Below are 17,915 nucleotides of genomic sequence, written 5' to 3' on the forward strand. Positions count from 1 at the left end.
TCATTGTAACATCTCCTTGGATTATGTATGTATTTTACCAAACTATACACAGGTGTTACAACTTAATTATATCAGGTTATGTATTGACTAGATCATTATGGAGTTGTCTAATTACTGTAACTAAAATTGATTTGAATATATTACTAATGATTAGTGCAGTATTAATTTCTGTAAGTTGGCGAATCGATTCTATTAGTAAGATTGATGCAGAAAAAGATACTTCACAGTCAGATTCCGATGTAGAATATTTTAATTTAGTGTATATCAATTCAGCTAAATCTTATGAAATTGCTACTTTGATTGACGGTACTATTAAGACATCGATTCAAAAAGAAAACAGCCATACGATAAATCATAAGAACTCCTTGAAATTTGGAATAAAAAATAGTTTACAATCAGGCTATGAGAATAGTAATGAGTTTACTGCAGGAAACAAGATTAGTGAGAGCTTCGAAATTAAAAGCACTAAATCTACAATCTTCAGAAAAGTTTATGAAATGGCTAAAAATTTTGATATCAAAAAGTCAAAACAAGGAGATTTGGTAAAATTTGATGGTATATCGTTTAATTCAGTAAACGCTCAGGATATATCTCTTATTCTACAAGTATTACAGTCAAGTAAGTTAGATAATCCTAGCACAGAAGGGATTGAGCTAAATATGTCGAACCTACTTTCTACTTTCTTGACTGATTATACGATTGACTATAGTTTTAAGGTAGGAGAGGAGAATTTTTTGGTTCGTTTTCCTTATGGAGAAGTTGAAGGATTTGAAAATGGCTATAGGCATAGTGACTTCCAACTCGGGCAATTTAGTCTAGTCGGAATAGATAGAGGAGAGATTGATTTTTCAGAAGTTAATACAATGTCAACAAAATTTTTAGAGTTTATGAGCAAACAGGCCAAGAAGGATAATATGGCGAAAAATGTGAAAGATATTATACCAAAATCCTCAGTTTCAGAATTAAGTAATACGGAGCAGCCAGAGCTTGAAATTGATTTTAATTATGAGAAATTAACAGGAAAGTATCACTTGATAGATGTTATTGCAGTCATTCAAAAAGTTAATGTGGAGAAAAAAGATGATTTATCTGTATGATCCAACAAGAATTGATGAACTAAAAGAATATTTTTCGGATAATAAAAAAATTGATGTTACTAAGATTCTATCTTACGATTTTACTAATTTAACCGAAATGGAAGATACTTGCAGGAAGAGTGATACTATGGGTGGGATAGTTATAGATTTATCTGCTTTGATGAATCTAAACGCCTATAATAGTCAATATATTGGTCGAGTTTTCTTTTTATTAAATAGGGTATATAGTTCTCCCATTTTTTGGATAAACAAGTTGAGTTATGACACTATTCAAAAAGCGCTACCACTTCTTTTTGAAGATGAAAAGATAAATGAAGATTTTGCCAATCCAAAGGTGCAAAATCTTAAGTCTGACGATGAGATGGTGGATAGTGATAATGTAGAGTTTAGTGATAAAATATCGGTAGCTGTTAATAAACTAATTGGTCATGATCGATTTAAGACTGATTTTGTACAGCAATATACAAATTTTAGATTACTTGAAAGAATCGGTGTCCGAAAGATTTTTTCTGTATTCCTGATTGGTGAGTCTGGAATTGGTAAAACAGAATTTGCCAAGATTTTATCAAAATCACTCTATCCAGAAGAAGAACTAATCAAAATTAACTTTGGTAATTATTCAACAGAAGGAGTATTGAATAGTCTATTGAATGATTAGAAGAACAAGCACACTAAGAAGTTACAAGCTATTTCAGCAGCGATTGATGATTTATAATGCCGAGTAGTCCCAATATGGACTGCTTTTTGAAAGGAGAAACGAAATGCGATTATTTCAGAAAAAGTCACCCAACCAAGATTGTTTCAAGCGCTTGATTCATCGCCTATCTGCCATGTCTGAGAGTGAGCTCATCAAGGTCGAGCAGTTATTGAGCTTAGTCTTTGAATCAAGAGAAGGAGAAGTTTCCTTACCAATTGTATCGGAGAAAAAGGAAGTTCCCCAGGAACCAACACTGGATGATACAATCACAGAGGCCAAGAACAAACTACATACCGAGCAACTAGAGAAACGGATTGAGCAGTTTAAGCAGATGAAGAAGCCAAAATAATGTTCCACCGAAGGAGTAGATATATGAACTGTCAGTTCAGGGACAATTTGAGTCAATTGAGGGAAGTGTATCTGAAGTCTCCGTAGGTATGGTAAAGTAGTCTATAGAAAAGGAGAGAGAACTGATGAAAAAACTCTATAAAAAACTATTTGGCGTTGGCTCAGCTTGGGCTAATATGTGGATTATCATCAATGATTGGCTATTTGATTTGATGTATCGGAGAAAGTGAAGCGCAAAAAGGCTAGGCTCACGTTCGTGTGAGTCTAGCCTTTTTTGAATGCTTAGATACTGGTGACGGTCTTTTCATAGCGAAACAATCGAACAAAGGAATTATCTTTGGGATGTTCTATGGTGAATAGGAAGTAATGATCACGTCGGTCTTTGGCATTTTCCTTATTGAGACGAAAGTAGTTTTTTTGTGACTGTGCCATGGAAACTAAAATATCGTCTGTGAGAAAGGTAAGAGGAACTGTAAGGCAGAATAGCGATAAAAGTCTCTTTCAAAGCGACGATAGCTTTTACTAAAATAGTCTATCTGTAATTCATTTTTCCGAAATTCTAATGGATTCATCTGTGTCCTCCAATCTAATATCCGTTATATCTTGAAGCAGGATGGTGATATAGCCTTCTTGTGTTTTTACCATAATCTGTTTGGGAGATAATTGAGAGATGGTACCTACATATGATTTATTTTGTACTTGTATAAGAGCTACTAATTGCTGGGTATAGAGCTGATTAAGAAGCAAGAGTTTCTCATTTAGCGAAAGCAATGAGTGATACATGACCTTGTGTTTCTCTTTTTCAAGTGAGCTAGCATGAATGAGCAGGAGTTAGTAAAAGTAGAGAAACTACTAGAACTCGAAATTGACGGAGATACAGCAGAGATAACGGTATCAACCAAGGATAGTTTTATTGTTCTTCCACTTCCAAAAGAGGAAAGCCTAGATGATCGTATCGATAAGGCTAAGGCTCGACTTAAGACGGATGAACTTGAGAAACGGATAGAGGAATTTAAGAAGGGGAGAAAGTAGAGATTTTTAGAAGTGTTGATTAATCTTGGATTGTGAATTAATGATATCCTATACCTTTTCCTTTGATAAGATTTTGTGTACTGTTAGTTGACGTCATGTTAAAGAAAGAATGTTACCGATAATAAAATGGTCCCTGTAGATGGAGTTGATATTTTTTATCGTGTCCATTTTGCAGAGGCCATTTTATAAAATAATATTTCTTTTCAGTCTAAAGTAGTTTTGAAGTTAGTTAATTGTTGTCCTTAGAAATATAGAAAAAGCCAACACAAATCGTGCTGACAAAAAAATAGTGAGAATTAGCAGTTTGTTAAAATAAAAGATTCTACATTTTAATAAAATTCGATTAATGACCTAAAAACCATTTTGTCCAGTCCCACATAGTTTTTTACTCCTTTCTTTTATTTTTTTCAAGCATAGTATATCACTTTAAAATTATTTTATTGTCCAATGTCATCATTGGTCAAATTTTAATCAAAATCAGTTATAAAAAAGATTGAAAAGCTAGGAAATGATTGAGTATGTACCGTTTATGATAACTGTGAAAAATTGAAGTACTACTGAATTATAATGTGTTTGTCAGACAGGAAGGCCAACCAATGACAAAAAAATAATGAAAGGAACAGAAAAATGAAAGATGAAAAGAAATTGCTCGAAGAGCTAGAGATTGACATTTTGGAATTGGATGATGTAGAGGGTGTACCAGCTACAGCAGCTTCAAGTGGAAGTGGCGGTCACAGCACATGCGGTTCCACTTCATGTTCTTCATGCTCGTCAAGTTGTGCTTAAGATATAGGATAAGTAAGAAAGGAAGTCATAAAATGAAAGATGAAAAGAAATTATTCGAAGAGCTAGAGATTGACATTTTGGAATTGGATGATGTAGAGGGTGTACCAGCTACAGCAGCTTCAAGTGGGAGTGGTGGTCACAGCACATGCGGTTCCACTTCATGCTCTTCGTGCTCATCAAGTTGCGCTTAAGCGATAGTTTATCATTTGCATCCAATAAACAGAATTATATAGTTTTTTGTGTAATCCTGTATAATTCTGTTTATTTTTTATAGTTATAAAGGAAAGTGAATAGATGGGAAATTTAAAATATGTTGTTCAAGATGATAGCTTACTAGTATCCTATCTTGGAAAAATTCGGAGAGTAGAGCTACCTAAACACCATTCTATAGAAGAACTGATTCACTATATTAGTATTAATAAAGATAAGGTTTTTGGAATAAAACAGACTTTATCAAATCAGTTCTTTATGTATAAAGTTGGAAAATACCTGTTTCGGATTCCTCAGCAGGAGGAAGAGTCTCTAAAACGCTATTTTCCAAAGGCGATACAGCTATCCAGAGAAGAAGAAAAACGTCTTAAACAAAATCTGTTAATAAAATATCTAGAAGGAGCCTATTATGTTGAAATCACTGAACAACAGACAATCCAACAACTAAGGGAAGGAATTTCTATTTATCATGTGTTAGATAAGGCAGAGACAGAATTAACATTACCAACTATTAATCGCTTTCTAGATATTAATATTTTGAAAAATATATATTTTGAAAGTTTAATAGGGACATTTGATATCATTAACAATCAGAGAAAAATCACATTAAAAATTTATACACCTGAAAAAGAAATATATAATTTTGAGGATAATAATATAGATAGACTTATTTTTAAGGCAATTAAGGGGCTAATGGAGTCTAAGTTAAGTTATGAAAATATTGGTATAGGAAGAAGCAAAGAAGAATCCTATAAAGATTATTTGACAAAGCAAGGAAATAATAGTATTCCTGTCTATTGTCAAGACAGTCTTGCTCTACATCTAGGACTTGTGCTTACCAAAAGGAGGGAAAATGAATATTCAGAAATTTATACATGAAATCGTTAAGAATATCCCTAAAAGTCAACCTAAAAAGATTGTCTATCAAGACGTTAACTTATATTTTGGGTCCTTAGATTATTTCCGTTCCTATAGAATTGAAGAGGGGATAATTATTTTTTGGGAGGGACACAAACTGTTTGTCAGTCCGCTTTTCAATAAAAAATATAAGATTTGTAGTCACTGTTTCTTGGAGCACCGTAATCAATTTAAATTAAATGATTTTTTTGGACAGGGAAGTAAAGTTGTAGAGATTGACGGCAATAATTTATATTCTGAGAAACTACTTTATGCTATTTCTCAACTAGTTCAGTTAAAATTTGAATCTCCGTTGTTTGATTACTTTATTATTGATGATTATCGCATTTCTAGACACCAGTTCTTTAGAATAGCTAATTGTGATACTTGTATTTCTAATGATAAAAAATGTGATAACAATATTTTTAACAGTATTTATGAATGTCAAGCATCTTCATTAAGGGAAAAATTAGGAGACTATTCGCGATATATTCAACTAGATAATAAGGATACTGGATTTTTTAGAAGAGAATTAACAACTCTTTTAAATAATGCAGTGACTGTAGAATTACAGTATCCACTTTCTCAGAGTGAAATGATTTCAGGGATTGGGATTGATACTAGCTATAAGAAAGCGAGATCAAAAGCATTTTTGGAAGCCATGGAGCGGTATAGTGGAATAATTTCAAAGGGACAGAAACGCTTATTTTTCTCTTTAAATGACCTCAGTAGAGAAGTAATTGATTACTTAAATCCGAATGAATATTTGTCACTTCTAGGGAAAAATAAGATAAATCAAGACACAAAAATTCATTGGTTATCTGCTCATAACTATCAAACTCAAAAAACTACCTTAATACCCGAAGATTTTATTATTTATAAGACGGAAAGGAAGCCTATAAGTCAAAAGTTAATAAACATGAGTTCGAATGGACATGCTCTTGGAAATACATATAAAGAAGCAGTTATCTTCTCACTTTTTGAAATGTATGAACGCGATTACTTTTTGTTCCATTGGTATGAAAGGAAGTCTCCGAAAGAAGTAAACCTGTCAAGCATTTTTGATTTGGAGATAAATCACTATTTGAAGCTTATCAAAAATTTAGGTTATGAGATTTCAATTTATCAATTACTTTCCAGTAAAGTGATGAGCATATATTGGGCATTTGCTCGTGGGAAAAATAGCAACAAATTTGCAACCTATTCAACAGCTGGGGCGCATTTATTTGGAAAAACAGCAATTATTTCAGCCCTAAAGGAGCTATATTTTGCACTATATGCCTATGATCAAGATGTTGTGCTAATTCAAGAAAATGGACATCGTATGCGTCCTCAGGATATTACTACAGTGGCTGACCATGCAATCTATTATTCAGTAGAGGAAAGAAGTCAAAATTTTGATTTTTTGAAGGACGCAGAGATTATAGATTTTGGAGTCGAGAGCGACTACAGTATTGACGTAGATACTTACTATTCAATACTACTTGAATTTACAAATAAAAAATTTGGAAATTTCTATATTGTAGAAAATACTCCAATTGGCTTAAAGGAAATTGGTTTATGTGAAGTGAAGGTTTTTGTTCCAGGGATGCAAGATATGAATTTTGGTTATGAAAATCAGTATATCAATCATCGAAGAGTTCGAGTATCTAATCATCGGGAAATTCCGATACATCCCTTTCCATAATATTTTAACTTAGAAAGGCAAAAAATGAATTTAATTGAAATTAATAATTTGAGAAAGAGTTTCGATACAAAGGAAGTCTTGAAAGGACTGGACTTAGATATAGAAACAGGGAAAGTCTATACTTTGCTAGGGAAAAATGGTGCAGGTAAGACAACTTTTATAAATATTATGCTCGGACTTATCAAAGAAGATGGAGGCTATAGGACAACGAATCTAAATATCAAAAAAGATGTTGGAGTAGTCTTTCAAGAAGATTTTTTTTCAAAAGATATTATAGTTGCGGACTTAATTAAGTTACAGGCTTCATTTTTCCATAGGAAAGTTGATATTGATGAGCAGCTTAAAAATATGGGATTGGAAAAGGAGAAATATCAGAAAACAGGAACGCTATCTGGTGGACAAAAACGGAAACTTTCCTTCTTATTGGCTACCTTACATGACCCTAAACTCTTAATTTTGGATGAGCCGACAGCAGGTATGGATTACGATAGTGTGGAAAAATTTGTGCAACAAATTAAAAAATTAAAAGCTGAAGGAAAGACTATTCTTTTAATTACGCATGATTTGTACCAAATTGAGTCATTTGCAGACTACATCTTACTGTTGAACGAAGGTATTTTTGAAGAAAACATTCCAGTTAATGATATGTTTGTAGAAGTACTGTATGAATTTCCAAGAGAAATGATAAAACAAGATATTCCAAAAGAAAAGTTGTTCTATGTAGATGCACAAAGTGTAGTTGTAAATACTTTCCACGTTCAAGAAATAATTGCAGAAAATAAAATCACTGATTCAGAAATCTTCAAACGTCGCAAGCAAGTTGTTGATATTTTTAAACGTATTTCATTTGTAGAGGGAGAAAAATAATGATTTCAATTGTACAACAGATTAAAAATAGCTTACAAAATAAGCGGTTTGTTATTTTTACTATTTTGTTTCCAGTAGTATTTTACGTCTTTTTCATAAAACAGTTGAACTACGTAAATACAGAAGATAGTGGAATGATTGCTCTGTTTTCAGCTATGTTTGGAATTGCGGGAAGTGGTTTGAATACCTTCAGTCAAAAAGTTTCAAAAGACAAAGGGTATTTCCGTATTATGGATAAAGTCTCCCCATATTCTTATATACATTATATGTTTGATAGTGTCTTGGCGCAAACTATTTTAAACATTATGATTTTATTCTTCATAACCTTGGCGGGGGTATTACTTGGGAATTTAAAAGTAACGGTTTCTTATCTTTATATTGCCAGTTTGTTACTCTATTTTGGCTTTTATTATATTGTGATTGGTTTTCTACTGGGAACGATATTTAATGATGAAACATTGGCTTCTGCTTCTATGCCGATCTTCTTCGCTTTTATGATGTTGAATCTTACACCAAATATTATAAGTACAATGAAGATGCCAGAAATCATCGTAACAATTCAAAAATTCTTTCCTGGTTATTATTACAATGAGGTACTTTTATATAAAACTGCTGAAAAGTTCTTACAAGCTTTTCTAGTAATTTCGTTTTATGTTTTTATTGCTGGACTTGTGACAGTTGCTGTGAATAAATTTTTACAGATAAATAGGAGAGAGTAATGAATAAACTTGTTTCAGAACAGTTATTTGCACACTACAAGTGGTTGCATCAACAGCCTGAGCCAGGCTTTTCTGAGGACAAAACAAAGGATTATGTAAAACAAAATTTACATAAAGTTAATCTTGAAAAAATTTCTGATGGAAGATTAGGATTAATTTATCAATATAGAGGACGAGAAGGACAAAGTAAACATTTTGACTTAGCTTTTCGTTCAGAATTGGATGCTGTAGAAATTAACGAGAGAGATCAAATTTATTACCATGGGTGTGGGCATGATGCCCATACCAGCATTCAATTAGAACTGGCAACCTATGTAGCTCAAAACAAACCAAATCTAAATATCTTATTTATTTTTCAGGCTAGTGAGGAAAAGTATGGCGGTGCAAAAGAAGTTTGTAAATTTCTGAAGAAAAACAAGATTTCAATATCAAAAATTTATGCTCTCCATGTTACCTCGGATTTATATTCTAATTATGTATCAATTAATAAGGGAGATGTTCTAGCAGCAGGTTTGACATGTCGTTTAAAACTCTTATTAAAGGATAGTGGACATGTAAGCCAACATGGAGAAAGTGCAGCAAGGCTATTTGCTAAGTTGGTTTTGTTGTCAGAAAAAATGAATGAACCAGATTTTCATTGTACAATTACAAATTTTTCTTCTAATGGGTCTCACAATGTATCTCCCACAGAACTATCTTTTAATATTACTTTTAGAGGAAAAACTGCTGAAAAGTGCAAGATTAAACAACAAATTTTTTTGAACCAGTTGAATGTTGAGTATCAAAATGAAGTCGTTATGAATTACCCTGTGTTACACAATGATGCAGAGCTCTATGACTGGGTTTATCAAAAATTGTCTCAAAGTGAATTCATAAAGGTAGTAGAGACTCCTTTCATATTTTCTTGTGATGACTTTTCAGTTTATGGTAAGGAATTGGATGTGGCGACGTGCTACTTCTTTATTGGCGCCTATAACAAGGGTCACGCTATCCATACCCAGGAATTTATAACCCCAAAAGCTACTTTGCTACGAGGTTGGTATGTAATGATATTATTGGTTGAAAAGGAGAATGAACGAATCAATGGTTAAAAATATCTATTATAGAAAAACAAACTTTCCAAATAAAGAATTTTCTAAGATTTTCCAAAAAGATTTTTTTCGAATGCTACGCACTCAGCATTTTGAACACTCTCACTTACAGGAACAGGCAGAGGTGATCCGTAAAACAGGGATTGAGGAACTAAATCGGTCGATTCAAGATTTTCCAGAAAGTAAAAACAAACAACAACTTCTTAAATTTTTACATGATTTTTATAATAACCGAGGCGAGGTAGCTAATAAATATCATAAAATATCTGCACTACTTCCATCTGAACTTATAACTATCTTTGATTCTTATTTTGAATATCAAAGACAAATTTTAGAGATTGAAGGCAAGATAGAAAAGCTGGTTCATCGACAATATCTAAATGAGAAACAGTTAATTATTGAAGGTGTATCTAGGTATGCTGATTTTATTCAAAATACAAAGATGATTGATAAAAATCTTTATCAAAAAGTAGAAAAATTACTTAAAACAGATGTTGAAAAACATAATAAAAAGCAACGTCAGCTGGATATTTTCTTGTATAACTACTTTGCTCGTATTGGCGCTAAAACAAGTCCGTTAGGCTTATTGGGGACAACAGGGGTATATGGACGGGAGTCGTTTGATTTAAAGAAAAATATCGTTATGTCGGTGAATTCTTCTATTATTTTGAAGCTATTTGATTGTATTTATCTAAATCCAAACTATCAGCCAAGCTTAACATTTAAACTAAATGAAACTCTTATATATAAAGATGGGAAATATTATATTACCGTTTTCAATGATGTAGCAGGAAAAAGTCTCTATCGTAATCGTCAAGAATTGGTTACTCTTTCTGAAAATGAGAGTTTAAATGGGATTCTAGGTCTATTTAAAGAACAACAAGTGTTAACGGGGGACACTCTTCTGAAATATTTGTCACAAAATGCTCAAGAAGGATATCTGCCAAAATTGTTGGAAAACCGTGTATTACTTCCAGCAGATCAGATTAATATTGTCGGCAATCAGAGTATATCAGAAGCATTGCTTGAAAAATTAAAAGAACTGTCTCTGGACCTGTTCTCAGATGAGATTACAGAATTTGAAAAAGTAGTTGACTTGGAAAATGAAGTTTTTTCTTGGGAAGCCTATGATCAATTGACAGAAGTAATTCACAATATTGTTCAAACTTATGGTATAGAAGGTTTTAATAAGTCTACTTACGTTTCAATTGATATGGTTACATCACAAAATGATACTTATTTGGAAGAACAGGCTAAAGTTGTAAAAGCAAACCAGAAAATTATAGAAGACTTATCAAAATTTATTTCTATTTTTGATATTTCAACTCGTAGTAAATATTTAGCTTATGAAATGCTTAAAACAAATTATGGAGGAGAGTTTATACCTCAAGATGCGAAAGAAATAAGTAAATTTTTACGAGATTTGGCAGCAACACTTTTTCAAAGAGATGGTTATTGGATGGAATCTTTTGGATATTTAGGGACTTTTTACAATCATCAAATTGATAACCAACTCTTGGCATTAAAGAAGAATATTGTTCAACAACTATTAGTACAAGATTTGGGAGATGGCTCGGATCTTTTGATTTCATATGAATTATTGAGAGATTCATATGAACAATTAGAAAAACTAGTAGGACGGACTCATGCATCTCGTGGTTACTTTTTGCAAGTAAGTCCAGAAAATAAAATTGTTTTCAATCATATCTATAAAGGTTATGGAGTTTATCGCAGAAGATTCAACCATTATCTTCCGAGGGAAAATGAGTCTTATGGATTAGATGGAGAATTGGTTGACATTCCTATGACGTTTGGCTTTAATGCAAATATTCGAGAAAGTACGGATAAAACCTTACATTTACCCTTGGGAGATTTGACTTTGACAAGTACTAAGCAGTTGACATGGTTAGATCTGGGGTTTAGGCTTTCAAAAAGATCAAAAGAGATTGAAGTATTTGAGAAAGCAACAGGAAATATTGTATATCCGCATTTCTTAGGCAGTTTGATTACTGTTGCCCTTCCATCGTTAGTTGCAGTCTTTAATTCTATTACACTTAATGATTCCATTTACTTTGACTTTGGGGAACTTTTGTTAAGACAAAAGCTAGAAAAAGGTTCACAAGAAAAAATCGTACTGCCTAGAATTTACTTTGAAAATAAAAACTTGATTTTATCTAGAACAAAATGGTACATCACTTGCAAAAAGTTGCATGCTATTCTTGATAAAGATAGTTCGATGGGGATAAAATGGCTAGAAGTAGTTGATTATTTTGAAAAAGAAGAGTTACCATTATCTTTCTTTATAAAAGATTTTTTTGAAAACTATAATCAAGATTCAGAACTGATAAAAACAAAACCACTCTACATTAATTTTAATTCTTTCTTGAGTTTTAAAGCTTTTGCTGGTTTGTTGAAAAAGAAGAATAAAATTTTAATTGAAGAAACCTTGCCAGAATGCATTGATGCGGAAACAGATACAATTACAGAGTTGATTTTTGAAACAGATGACTAAAGAATTAGGAGGGAACATGGAGTATAAATTATCAGTATTTATCAATAATTTGTTTTTTTCAAATAAGTTGATTAGTAAAATGTATTCTTTGCTTAATGAGAAAGATATGACTGATGTTTGGATTAAGAAATCTATTCAAAATGGGCATCATATTGAATTATATAGTCATAATATTGCAGATATAAATGTATTAAAGAGTTTCTTAGTTAGTGCATTGGAAGACTATACACCTATCAATATTGAAGAATCAAAATTGAAGAAACAAATTATGTCTGTCTCAAGTGCTGAACACACGGAAGCTGGACTAAATATTCAGCCAGACGGTTCGCTATTGTTAGAAGAAATTGGAACACCTACAGAAGGAAGTAGTCTGAGTTCTCTAGAGACACGACTAGTTGTTGAAAAGAAGAAAATGGAACTGATTCTCTATCTAGAAAAAATCGGCTTTTTCAATAAAAGTGAGGCTCAGCAAAATATTCTATTGACAAAACTTTTTCTGAATTTGGGAATGCTCTTTAATAATAACTTAAAAATGGGCTATCTATCAATGAAATCAAACATTCTATTCTTTAATCTACAACTTGAAAGCTTAAGGGATACTATGTCACAGGAAAACTATTATCGTTATCATCAGTTAGTCAACTCCCTATCTTTAGATGAACGAACATTCATTTATGAAAGTATTGAAAAATTTTTAGAGGAAAACAAAGAATCTTATTTTAAAATTTTTATCGAAAACCTTTATCAATTTTTTTCTGATGAGCTGGATGAGGGGCACTTATTTTACCAAAACATGAGTGATGCAGAAAGTTTTCTTCAATGGGCTCGAGAGAATGGGCAGCTAACAGAGTTTCATAAGAATTTCTTTACTAATCAAGATTTTTTAACACAACATTCATCACTTCCTTTTGTACTTTATCGATACACAGTTGATGTTCTATATCAGGTTATGCCACTATTAAACGTAAATCCGCTACGTAAACAGAAAATTACTAAGATGGTTTGTGATAAAGTTGAGATAGGTTATGGTATAACTTGGGAGGACAGTTATGCCATGATGCAGAAGCTTTTTAAGAAGAAGGTGGAGTAAATGCATATTTTAGTTGAAGATGGAGAGAGATATTTTTTTGATGGAACTTATTACAGGAAATTTCTCTCAGAAAATAAGGGAGAGAAACTACGTAAAACAAATGATCAAAACTTCATTTATTCAGTGAAAGCTCAAAATGTAAAATTCATATCACTTCCTTTTGAGTTAGTGAGTGTAGAAAATCTTTCTGAGATTCCCACGTTAGATAGAAATGACTGTAAAAAAATAGTTGAATTCTTTTCCAAAAATATGTCAAAAATTTTTGACCAAATAATGGCGGTTAGTCAAGAATTAAACCAAATTGAAACATCTACTTTTTCAGATGGAGTTAATTCTACAAGCGGTAAATCAATAGTCAAGGTATTAGCTGCTCAACTACTGCGTTCTTATTTGAGAGAACAGGGTATGAAAGTGCGGGTAGACTTTGAACGTAATCCTAGGAGAAAAGGTATGTATGTAAAATTGAATTTTCTCAAAGAAAAAGACATTTATTGTGAGGTAATACATGAAAACAAAATTAATTACCAATGATTCATTTTTTGATGAGAACCATTTGTGGACTTTGGAAGATGGGAAAAAGTACGCTATTTTGGTGGTAGACCGTATCTTTTTCTTCACAAAGGAAGAAAGCTTTCTTGAAGATTTTTTATACACTATTGCTTTGTACCAAAACTCAAAAACAAAAAATTTGCTGAGCAGCATGTTTTCTGCAAAATATCAGAATAGTGAATCAGCAAAAGAGTTAGCGAAAACTCTCATGGAACAAATTGTTTTTAAGACCGGACAGGTTGGAATTTTAGATTTAGAACACCAGAAATTATCATATTTTCATATTATAAAGAAGAGGAGTGCTCATACAAGGAGTCAGTTAAGCATCAATCAGCTATTGGCAAAAAAGAATCTTGAGAGTTCAACTGGCTTTCGGGTAAAAACTATTAGGGAGTTGTCTAAGAATGCACAACGATTTTTGGACTCAACAGTAGTTCATCGTAAATTCTATGACTTGGATTCAGATTATTTCCCAGGTGTGGGAATTGAATATGCTGTAACAGATAAGTATACAGAGTGTGGCTACGGTCGTTCTTCATCGTTTCAAGATTCGACCAACATTGCTCAGTTAGAAGCTATTGAGAGGTATTCCTCTCTGTATTATCCATACAAAGTAAAGGATATATATGGCAAATTTTCAGATTTTCCAGATGCTATTCATCCTGATAAATTTATATTACCGTCTTCTGATAAAAATCCATTTATACCTTATCAAGATAATTTGGAAATTTACTGGACAGAGGCAGAGTCTTTGAAAAAGAAGAAAACTGTATTGATACCTGAACAATTAGCTGTATATGGAGACTCATTTTTTAGAGATAAAAAAAAGCAACATCGCTTTATTTATGATAGTTCGAATGGCGTTTCATTAGGAGGGGCTTTTGAGGAAGCGGTTCTGTATGGACTTTTGGAGTTAATTGAGAGAGATAACTTTTTAACAACCTGGTATGGAAGAATTCCAGTCGAGGAGTTAACAATAGATTCTTTAGGGTTGTCTGAGGATACTCTTAAAGCAATTAGGTGTGCTCAACAAGATGGTTTTGATGTTAGAATTTTTGATATTTCAATGGAACTAGGTGTTCCTTCCTTCTGGGCTTTGGTAAGAAATTTAAAAGACCATAAGATGTACGCATATACAGCAGCAGGAAGTAACCCTATCCCTCATAAGGCCGCAGAATCAGCTTTGTTAGAAGCATTAGTTGGAATTAAAATCCACGATAATATAAATTCTAAATTTGGAGTGAAGGTTCCTAGGGAAGTTACTGAAATGGAAGATCATGTGAACTACTATTCTAGTATTCAGCACAAATCAGCATTCGATTTTTTAAAGACTTCTCGTATAACCAATTTATTACCACAAAAATATATTCAAGAAAATAATATAAAGTCATACTTACAAGTAGTGATTCAACGAGTATTAGAAAAATATGAAGATATTTATGTGGTTAATCTTACTTCAAAAGAAATGGAAGAACTTGGTATCTATACTGTGAAAGTAATTGTACCAGGGCTACTACCTGTAACTTTTGGAGTACAAAATGAACGAGTTTCCATGCGTCGTATCAATCAAGAAAGGAGTAGGAGAGGTCTTGGGGAAGTGAGACTAGTTAGCCCATATCCCCATCCCTTTCCATAATAAAATATGGAAGAAATTGAGAAGTGGTTATCTTATCATATTTTTTGTCACAATCCGATTCACCACGACAAGATTATTTGTACTCTAAATAACTGGGCATCCAAAGAAGACTTTGCATGTTTTTTCTTCATCCGATATTGGGAGGGAGGACCTCATATTCGTTTTCGAATAAAGACTGCAAACTCATCTAATAAAGATTATCACAAAATCCTATCGGATTTATTACACTCAGAACTCTCTTTTACTGAGGTAACATTAACAAAAGAGCAGTACTATAAAGGACATAAATTAGATGGTAAAAAAATTCCGATGGGAAACTTGCCCTGGTATGGAAATAATTCCATTGTATTGATACCGTATGTTCGAGAAAATGAGCGATATGGAGGTCGTGAGGTGATAGAGCAAGCAGAGTCTGTTTTCTATCATTCTAGCCAGCTAGTATCCAAAATGTTAGAAGATTGTATGAATTGTCACATAATGATTCGAATATTATTTTATATATATATCTATGAACAAGTAAAAGCAGCAATAATAGAGAAGAATTTTGATTTTGATTATGAACAATTTTATGAAAATTGCTTCTCCTATTGGAAAAAACTATATGATTTGAATGGTGAAAGTTATGTTTCGGACGCTGTTACTTCTATAGGACGTTCATTTGAAGGGAAAGAAGAAAAAATTGAAACAACATTTTCATTCATCCAACCAGAAATTAGGAATTTGTTTATTACAAGTTTAATTAAATATTTGGAAGAGGTCTGTCAACTTAGAGGCAAGAAAATGATGCGGTCAGTTCTCTTTTCTCAGATGCATATGTTTGCAAATCGGTTGGGTATCCCTATTGAATATGAATGTGCTGTCTATGGATATTATCATACAAAAACACCAACTACAACTTCTCAGAAAGGAGTATAAATGAAAAAAGTATTATTAAACGAAGAAATGTATTACACTCCAAATTTTGATTATGAGCAATTGAAAAAGCGTCGAAAAAAATTTGCAACTAATCGTATCAATTGGTTTATGAACAACAGCCCAAAACAAGATTATCAATTTCCAAAAGATAATATTACAGATTTTGATAATAAGAAGCTATATGATTATTACCAAGAAGATGTAAAAGGTAATCCAATTCGAAAACTATTTGAAAATAGACGGTCGACTCTATTAAACTCTTTTGATGGTAAATGGAATAGTGAAGAACTATTTGAGCTATTGACGATTGCTGTAGGTCCTAATCCACAAAAAAGAGTATATCACGGGGAGGATCTAATTCTAAGAAATTATCCTTCAGGAGGTGCGCTATTTCCAGTAAAACTTTATATCTTTGTTAAGGATGTTGAGGGAGTTGACTCGGGAGTTTATTACATCAGTCCTCAGTTAAAAAAATTAGTTAAAGTAGAAAATAAAAAAGAGATGATATGGGACAATCTATTCCCAATGACTCTTTACAAAATAGATGCACTTAGCAATTCGACAGAAAAACTTAGTTTTGCTGTATTCATGGTTGCTGACTTTAAAGAATCATTTAAAAAGTACGGTGAATTGTCTGAGCGTTTAGCATTTTTTGAGGCTGGACATGTCGCTCAAAATTTGCAACTTGTGTCTAGTTACCTTAATAAAAAATCACTTCCAGTTTGTGGATTCTTTCCTGAGGAGATTGAAAAACAAATTGGAATTCAAAACAGTGACACAGAGTATTGTATCTATGGAATATTATTTGGATGAAAAGGAAGATAGAAAATATGCTTTTAAACCCTTTTTTAACAGTCAACCAGAAGCAAGACACCTATTATTTTTCAGAGAAATACGCGAAAACACAAAAACCATTTCTCACTTTGAAAACTCCAAAAAGATTAGATGAATTATTAAGAGATTGTCAGTTTAATCAAAAAATTAGCCAGCATCTCCAATATTCATTTGCTGTTTCAGATGAAAAAAGAGAATTTTTCTCCATGTTAGAGGAAAATGTAGCACTTTGTTCTACGTTGGTAAATAAAACGATGCTGGCCAAATTCTTAATGTTAAGATTACATGGTGCAACAATTGAACTACAAAACTACAGCCAGTTAAATTTAGAAGACTTAAAAAATATGCTTGAAGTACATTTTGGAACTGAAAGTGAAGTTATTGTTATAGTTTATGATAAAAATAGTCGTCTTGAAGAAATTAAACCACTAACTAAGCGTCGTCTGGTTCTTCTCTTTGAAGTTTTTGAAGGAGAATTATCAGGAGTTGGACCTTTTATTGAAATGGATGCTGATACCTCAGACTTAGATTACTTTCTGGAAGATAAAGTGGTAGAAAAAAAAGTTAAGAAAACAGAGGAGTACTGGAATCGGTCAATCGAAGAAGTTGTATTAGATACCACGCTATCAGCTATTACAGATTATTTTTCTGATTATATTACAGCATCTTCTCCATTCATGTATCGTAAAGTAACAATAGGCCAAGATGGTCTTTGCCTCTGTGAAAATTATTTTCGCAATTAAATTGTTAAAAATATAATGATTGAGCTTAGGCCAAAAAATTTTTAGTTAATAAAATCTAAACTATACCAACCAGACAAATAGAATAACGAACAACAGCAGCCTAATTTAAAGACTACTGTTGTTCATTTGTGTTTTAAGCATCAGAATTTTGTGGCTCTTTGCATGTAGTTTTTACTGTTTATGAGTAAGAACCAATTCATCCTTG

General features: G+C 32.4%; 19 protein-coding genes and 1 pseudogene. 18 read left to right on the forward strand and 2 right to left on the reverse strand.

Going from position 1 to position 17,915, the window contains the following annotated elements:
- The 3 genes from ACPC58_RS08020 to ACPC58_RS08030 all read left to right on the forward strand — a co-directional run.
- Positions 1-1,097: hypothetical protein (locus tag ACPC58_RS08020; protein ID WP_434065722.1), on the forward strand; the 1,097-nt coding region annotated here is incomplete at its 5' end.
- Positions 1,081-1,755, forward strand: a complete 675-nt coding sequence (locus tag ACPC58_RS08025; RefSeq protein WP_434065723.1) for a hypothetical protein — start codon at positions 1,081-1,083, stop codon at positions 1,753-1,755. The genes ACPC58_RS08020 and ACPC58_RS08025, both read left to right, overlap by 17 nt.
- A 103-nt stretch (positions 1,756-1,858) precedes the next feature.
- Positions 1,859-2,143 (forward strand): hypothetical protein, encoded by a 285-nt coding sequence (locus tag ACPC58_RS08030; RefSeq protein WP_256772620.1) that lies wholly within the window; start codon positions 1,859-1,861, stop codon positions 2,141-2,143.
- A 281-nt stretch (positions 2,144-2,424) separates the two neighbouring features.
- On the opposite strand, the pseudogene ACPC58_RS08035 reads toward ACPC58_RS08030, so the two are convergent.
- Positions 2,425-2,714: pseudogene (locus ACPC58_RS08035) on the reverse strand (DUF5960 family protein).
- Positions 2,686-2,925 carry a hypothetical protein gene (locus ACPC58_RS08040; RefSeq protein ID WP_256772622.1) on the reverse strand — a complete coding sequence of 80 codons (240 nt, stop codon included), beginning with the start codon at positions 2,923-2,925 and terminating at the stop codon, positions 2,686-2,688. Before ACPC58_RS08040 ends, ACPC58_RS08035 begins: the two are co-directional and overlap by 29 nt.
- 33 nt (positions 2,926-2,958) lie before the next feature.
- On the opposite strand from ACPC58_RS08040, the gene ACPC58_RS08045 reads away from it, so the two are divergent.
- The 15 genes from ACPC58_RS08045 to ACPC58_RS08115 all read left to right on the forward strand — a co-directional run bounded on the left by ACPC58_RS08045 (position 2,959) and on the right by ACPC58_RS08115 (position 17,710).
- Positions 2,959-3,174: a hypothetical protein gene (locus tag ACPC58_RS08045; RefSeq protein WP_256772623.1), complete on the forward strand. Its 216-nt coding sequence runs from the start codon at positions 2,959-2,961 to the stop codon at positions 3,172-3,174.
- Positions 3,175-3,801: 627 nt separating this feature from the next.
- On the forward strand, positions 3,802-3,960 hold the full coding sequence (locus ACPC58_RS08050) for a thiazolylpeptide-type bacteriocin (protein WP_256772624.1): 159 nt from the start codon (positions 3,802-3,804) through the stop codon (positions 3,958-3,960).
- 32 nt (positions 3,961-3,992) lie between these two features.
- The gene (locus ACPC58_RS08055) at positions 3,993-4,151 is read left to right on the forward strand and encodes a thiazolylpeptide-type bacteriocin (RefSeq protein ID WP_256772626.1); all 159 of its coding nucleotides are present in this window, start codon (positions 3,993-3,995) and stop codon (positions 4,149-4,151) included.
- 103 nt (positions 4,152-4,254) lie between these two features.
- On the forward strand, positions 4,255-5,049 hold the full coding sequence (locus ACPC58_RS08060; protein ID WP_434065724.1) for a hypothetical protein: 795 nt from the start codon (positions 4,255-4,257) through the stop codon (positions 5,047-5,049).
- Positions 5,024-6,754, forward strand: coding sequence for a YcaO-like family protein (locus ACPC58_RS08065; protein WP_434065725.1), 1,731 nt, complete (start codon positions 5,024-5,026; stop codon positions 6,752-6,754). The genes ACPC58_RS08060 and ACPC58_RS08065 overlap by 26 nt, the downstream gene beginning before the upstream one ends.
- A gap of 24 nt (positions 6,755-6,778) precedes the next feature.
- Complete coding sequence (locus ACPC58_RS08070; protein ID WP_256772630.1) at positions 6,779-7,621, forward strand: ABC transporter ATP-binding protein; 843 nt, start codon at positions 6,779-6,781, stop codon at positions 7,619-7,621.
- On the forward strand, positions 7,621-8,340 hold the full coding sequence (locus ACPC58_RS08075; RefSeq protein WP_256772631.1) for an ABC transporter permease: 720 nt from the start codon (positions 7,621-7,623) through the stop codon (positions 8,338-8,340). The genes ACPC58_RS08070 and ACPC58_RS08075 overlap by 1 nt, the downstream gene beginning before the upstream one ends.
- Positions 8,340-9,431: a M20/M25/M40 family metallo-hydrolase gene (locus tag ACPC58_RS08080; RefSeq protein WP_411297979.1), complete on the forward strand. Its 1,092-nt coding sequence runs from the start codon at positions 8,340-8,342 to the stop codon at positions 9,429-9,431. Before ACPC58_RS08075 ends, ACPC58_RS08080 begins: the two co-directional genes overlap by 1 nt.
- Positions 9,412-11,943: a lantibiotic dehydratase gene (locus ACPC58_RS08085; protein WP_411297978.1), complete on the forward strand. Its 2,532-nt coding sequence runs from the start codon at positions 9,412-9,414 to the stop codon at positions 11,941-11,943. The genes ACPC58_RS08080 and ACPC58_RS08085 overlap by 20 nt, the downstream gene beginning before the upstream one ends.
- Complete coding sequence (locus tag ACPC58_RS08090) at positions 11,936-13,033, forward strand: hypothetical protein (protein ID WP_434065726.1); 1,098 nt, start codon at positions 11,936-11,938, stop codon at positions 13,031-13,033. The genes ACPC58_RS08085 and ACPC58_RS08090 overlap by 8 nt, the downstream gene beginning before the upstream one ends.
- A complete protein-coding gene (locus tag ACPC58_RS08095; RefSeq protein ID WP_256772637.1) occupies positions 13,034-13,564 on the forward strand; it encodes a hypothetical protein in 531 nt (176 codons plus the stop codon).
- The gene (locus ACPC58_RS08100; protein ID WP_434065727.1) at positions 13,539-15,218 is read left to right on the forward strand and encodes a YcaO-like family protein; all 1,680 of its coding nucleotides are present in this window, start codon (positions 13,539-13,541) and stop codon (positions 15,216-15,218) included. The genes ACPC58_RS08095 and ACPC58_RS08100 overlap by 26 nt, the downstream gene beginning before the upstream one ends.
- 6 nt (positions 15,219-15,224) lie before the next feature.
- The gene (locus tag ACPC58_RS08105) at positions 15,225-16,133 is read left to right on the forward strand and encodes a thiopeptide-type bacteriocin biosynthesis protein (RefSeq protein WP_434065728.1); all 909 of its coding nucleotides are present in this window, start codon (positions 15,225-15,227) and stop codon (positions 16,131-16,133) included.
- Positions 16,134-16,946: a SagB/ThcOx family dehydrogenase gene (locus tag ACPC58_RS08110; protein ID WP_411297973.1), complete on the forward strand. Its 813-nt coding sequence runs from the start codon at positions 16,134-16,136 to the stop codon at positions 16,944-16,946.
- A complete protein-coding gene (locus ACPC58_RS08115; protein ID WP_256772642.1) occupies positions 16,943-17,710 on the forward strand; it encodes a hypothetical protein in 768 nt (255 codons plus the stop codon). Before ACPC58_RS08110 ends, ACPC58_RS08115 begins: the two co-directional genes overlap by 4 nt.
- The last annotated feature ends 205 nt before the right edge of the window (positions 17,711-17,915 follow it).

It is taken from the genome of Streptococcus sp. VTCC 12905 (genome assembly GCF_049893385.1).
Taxonomy (GTDB): Bacteria; Bacillota; Bacilli; order Lactobacillales; family Streptococcaceae; genus Streptococcus; species Streptococcus suis_AA.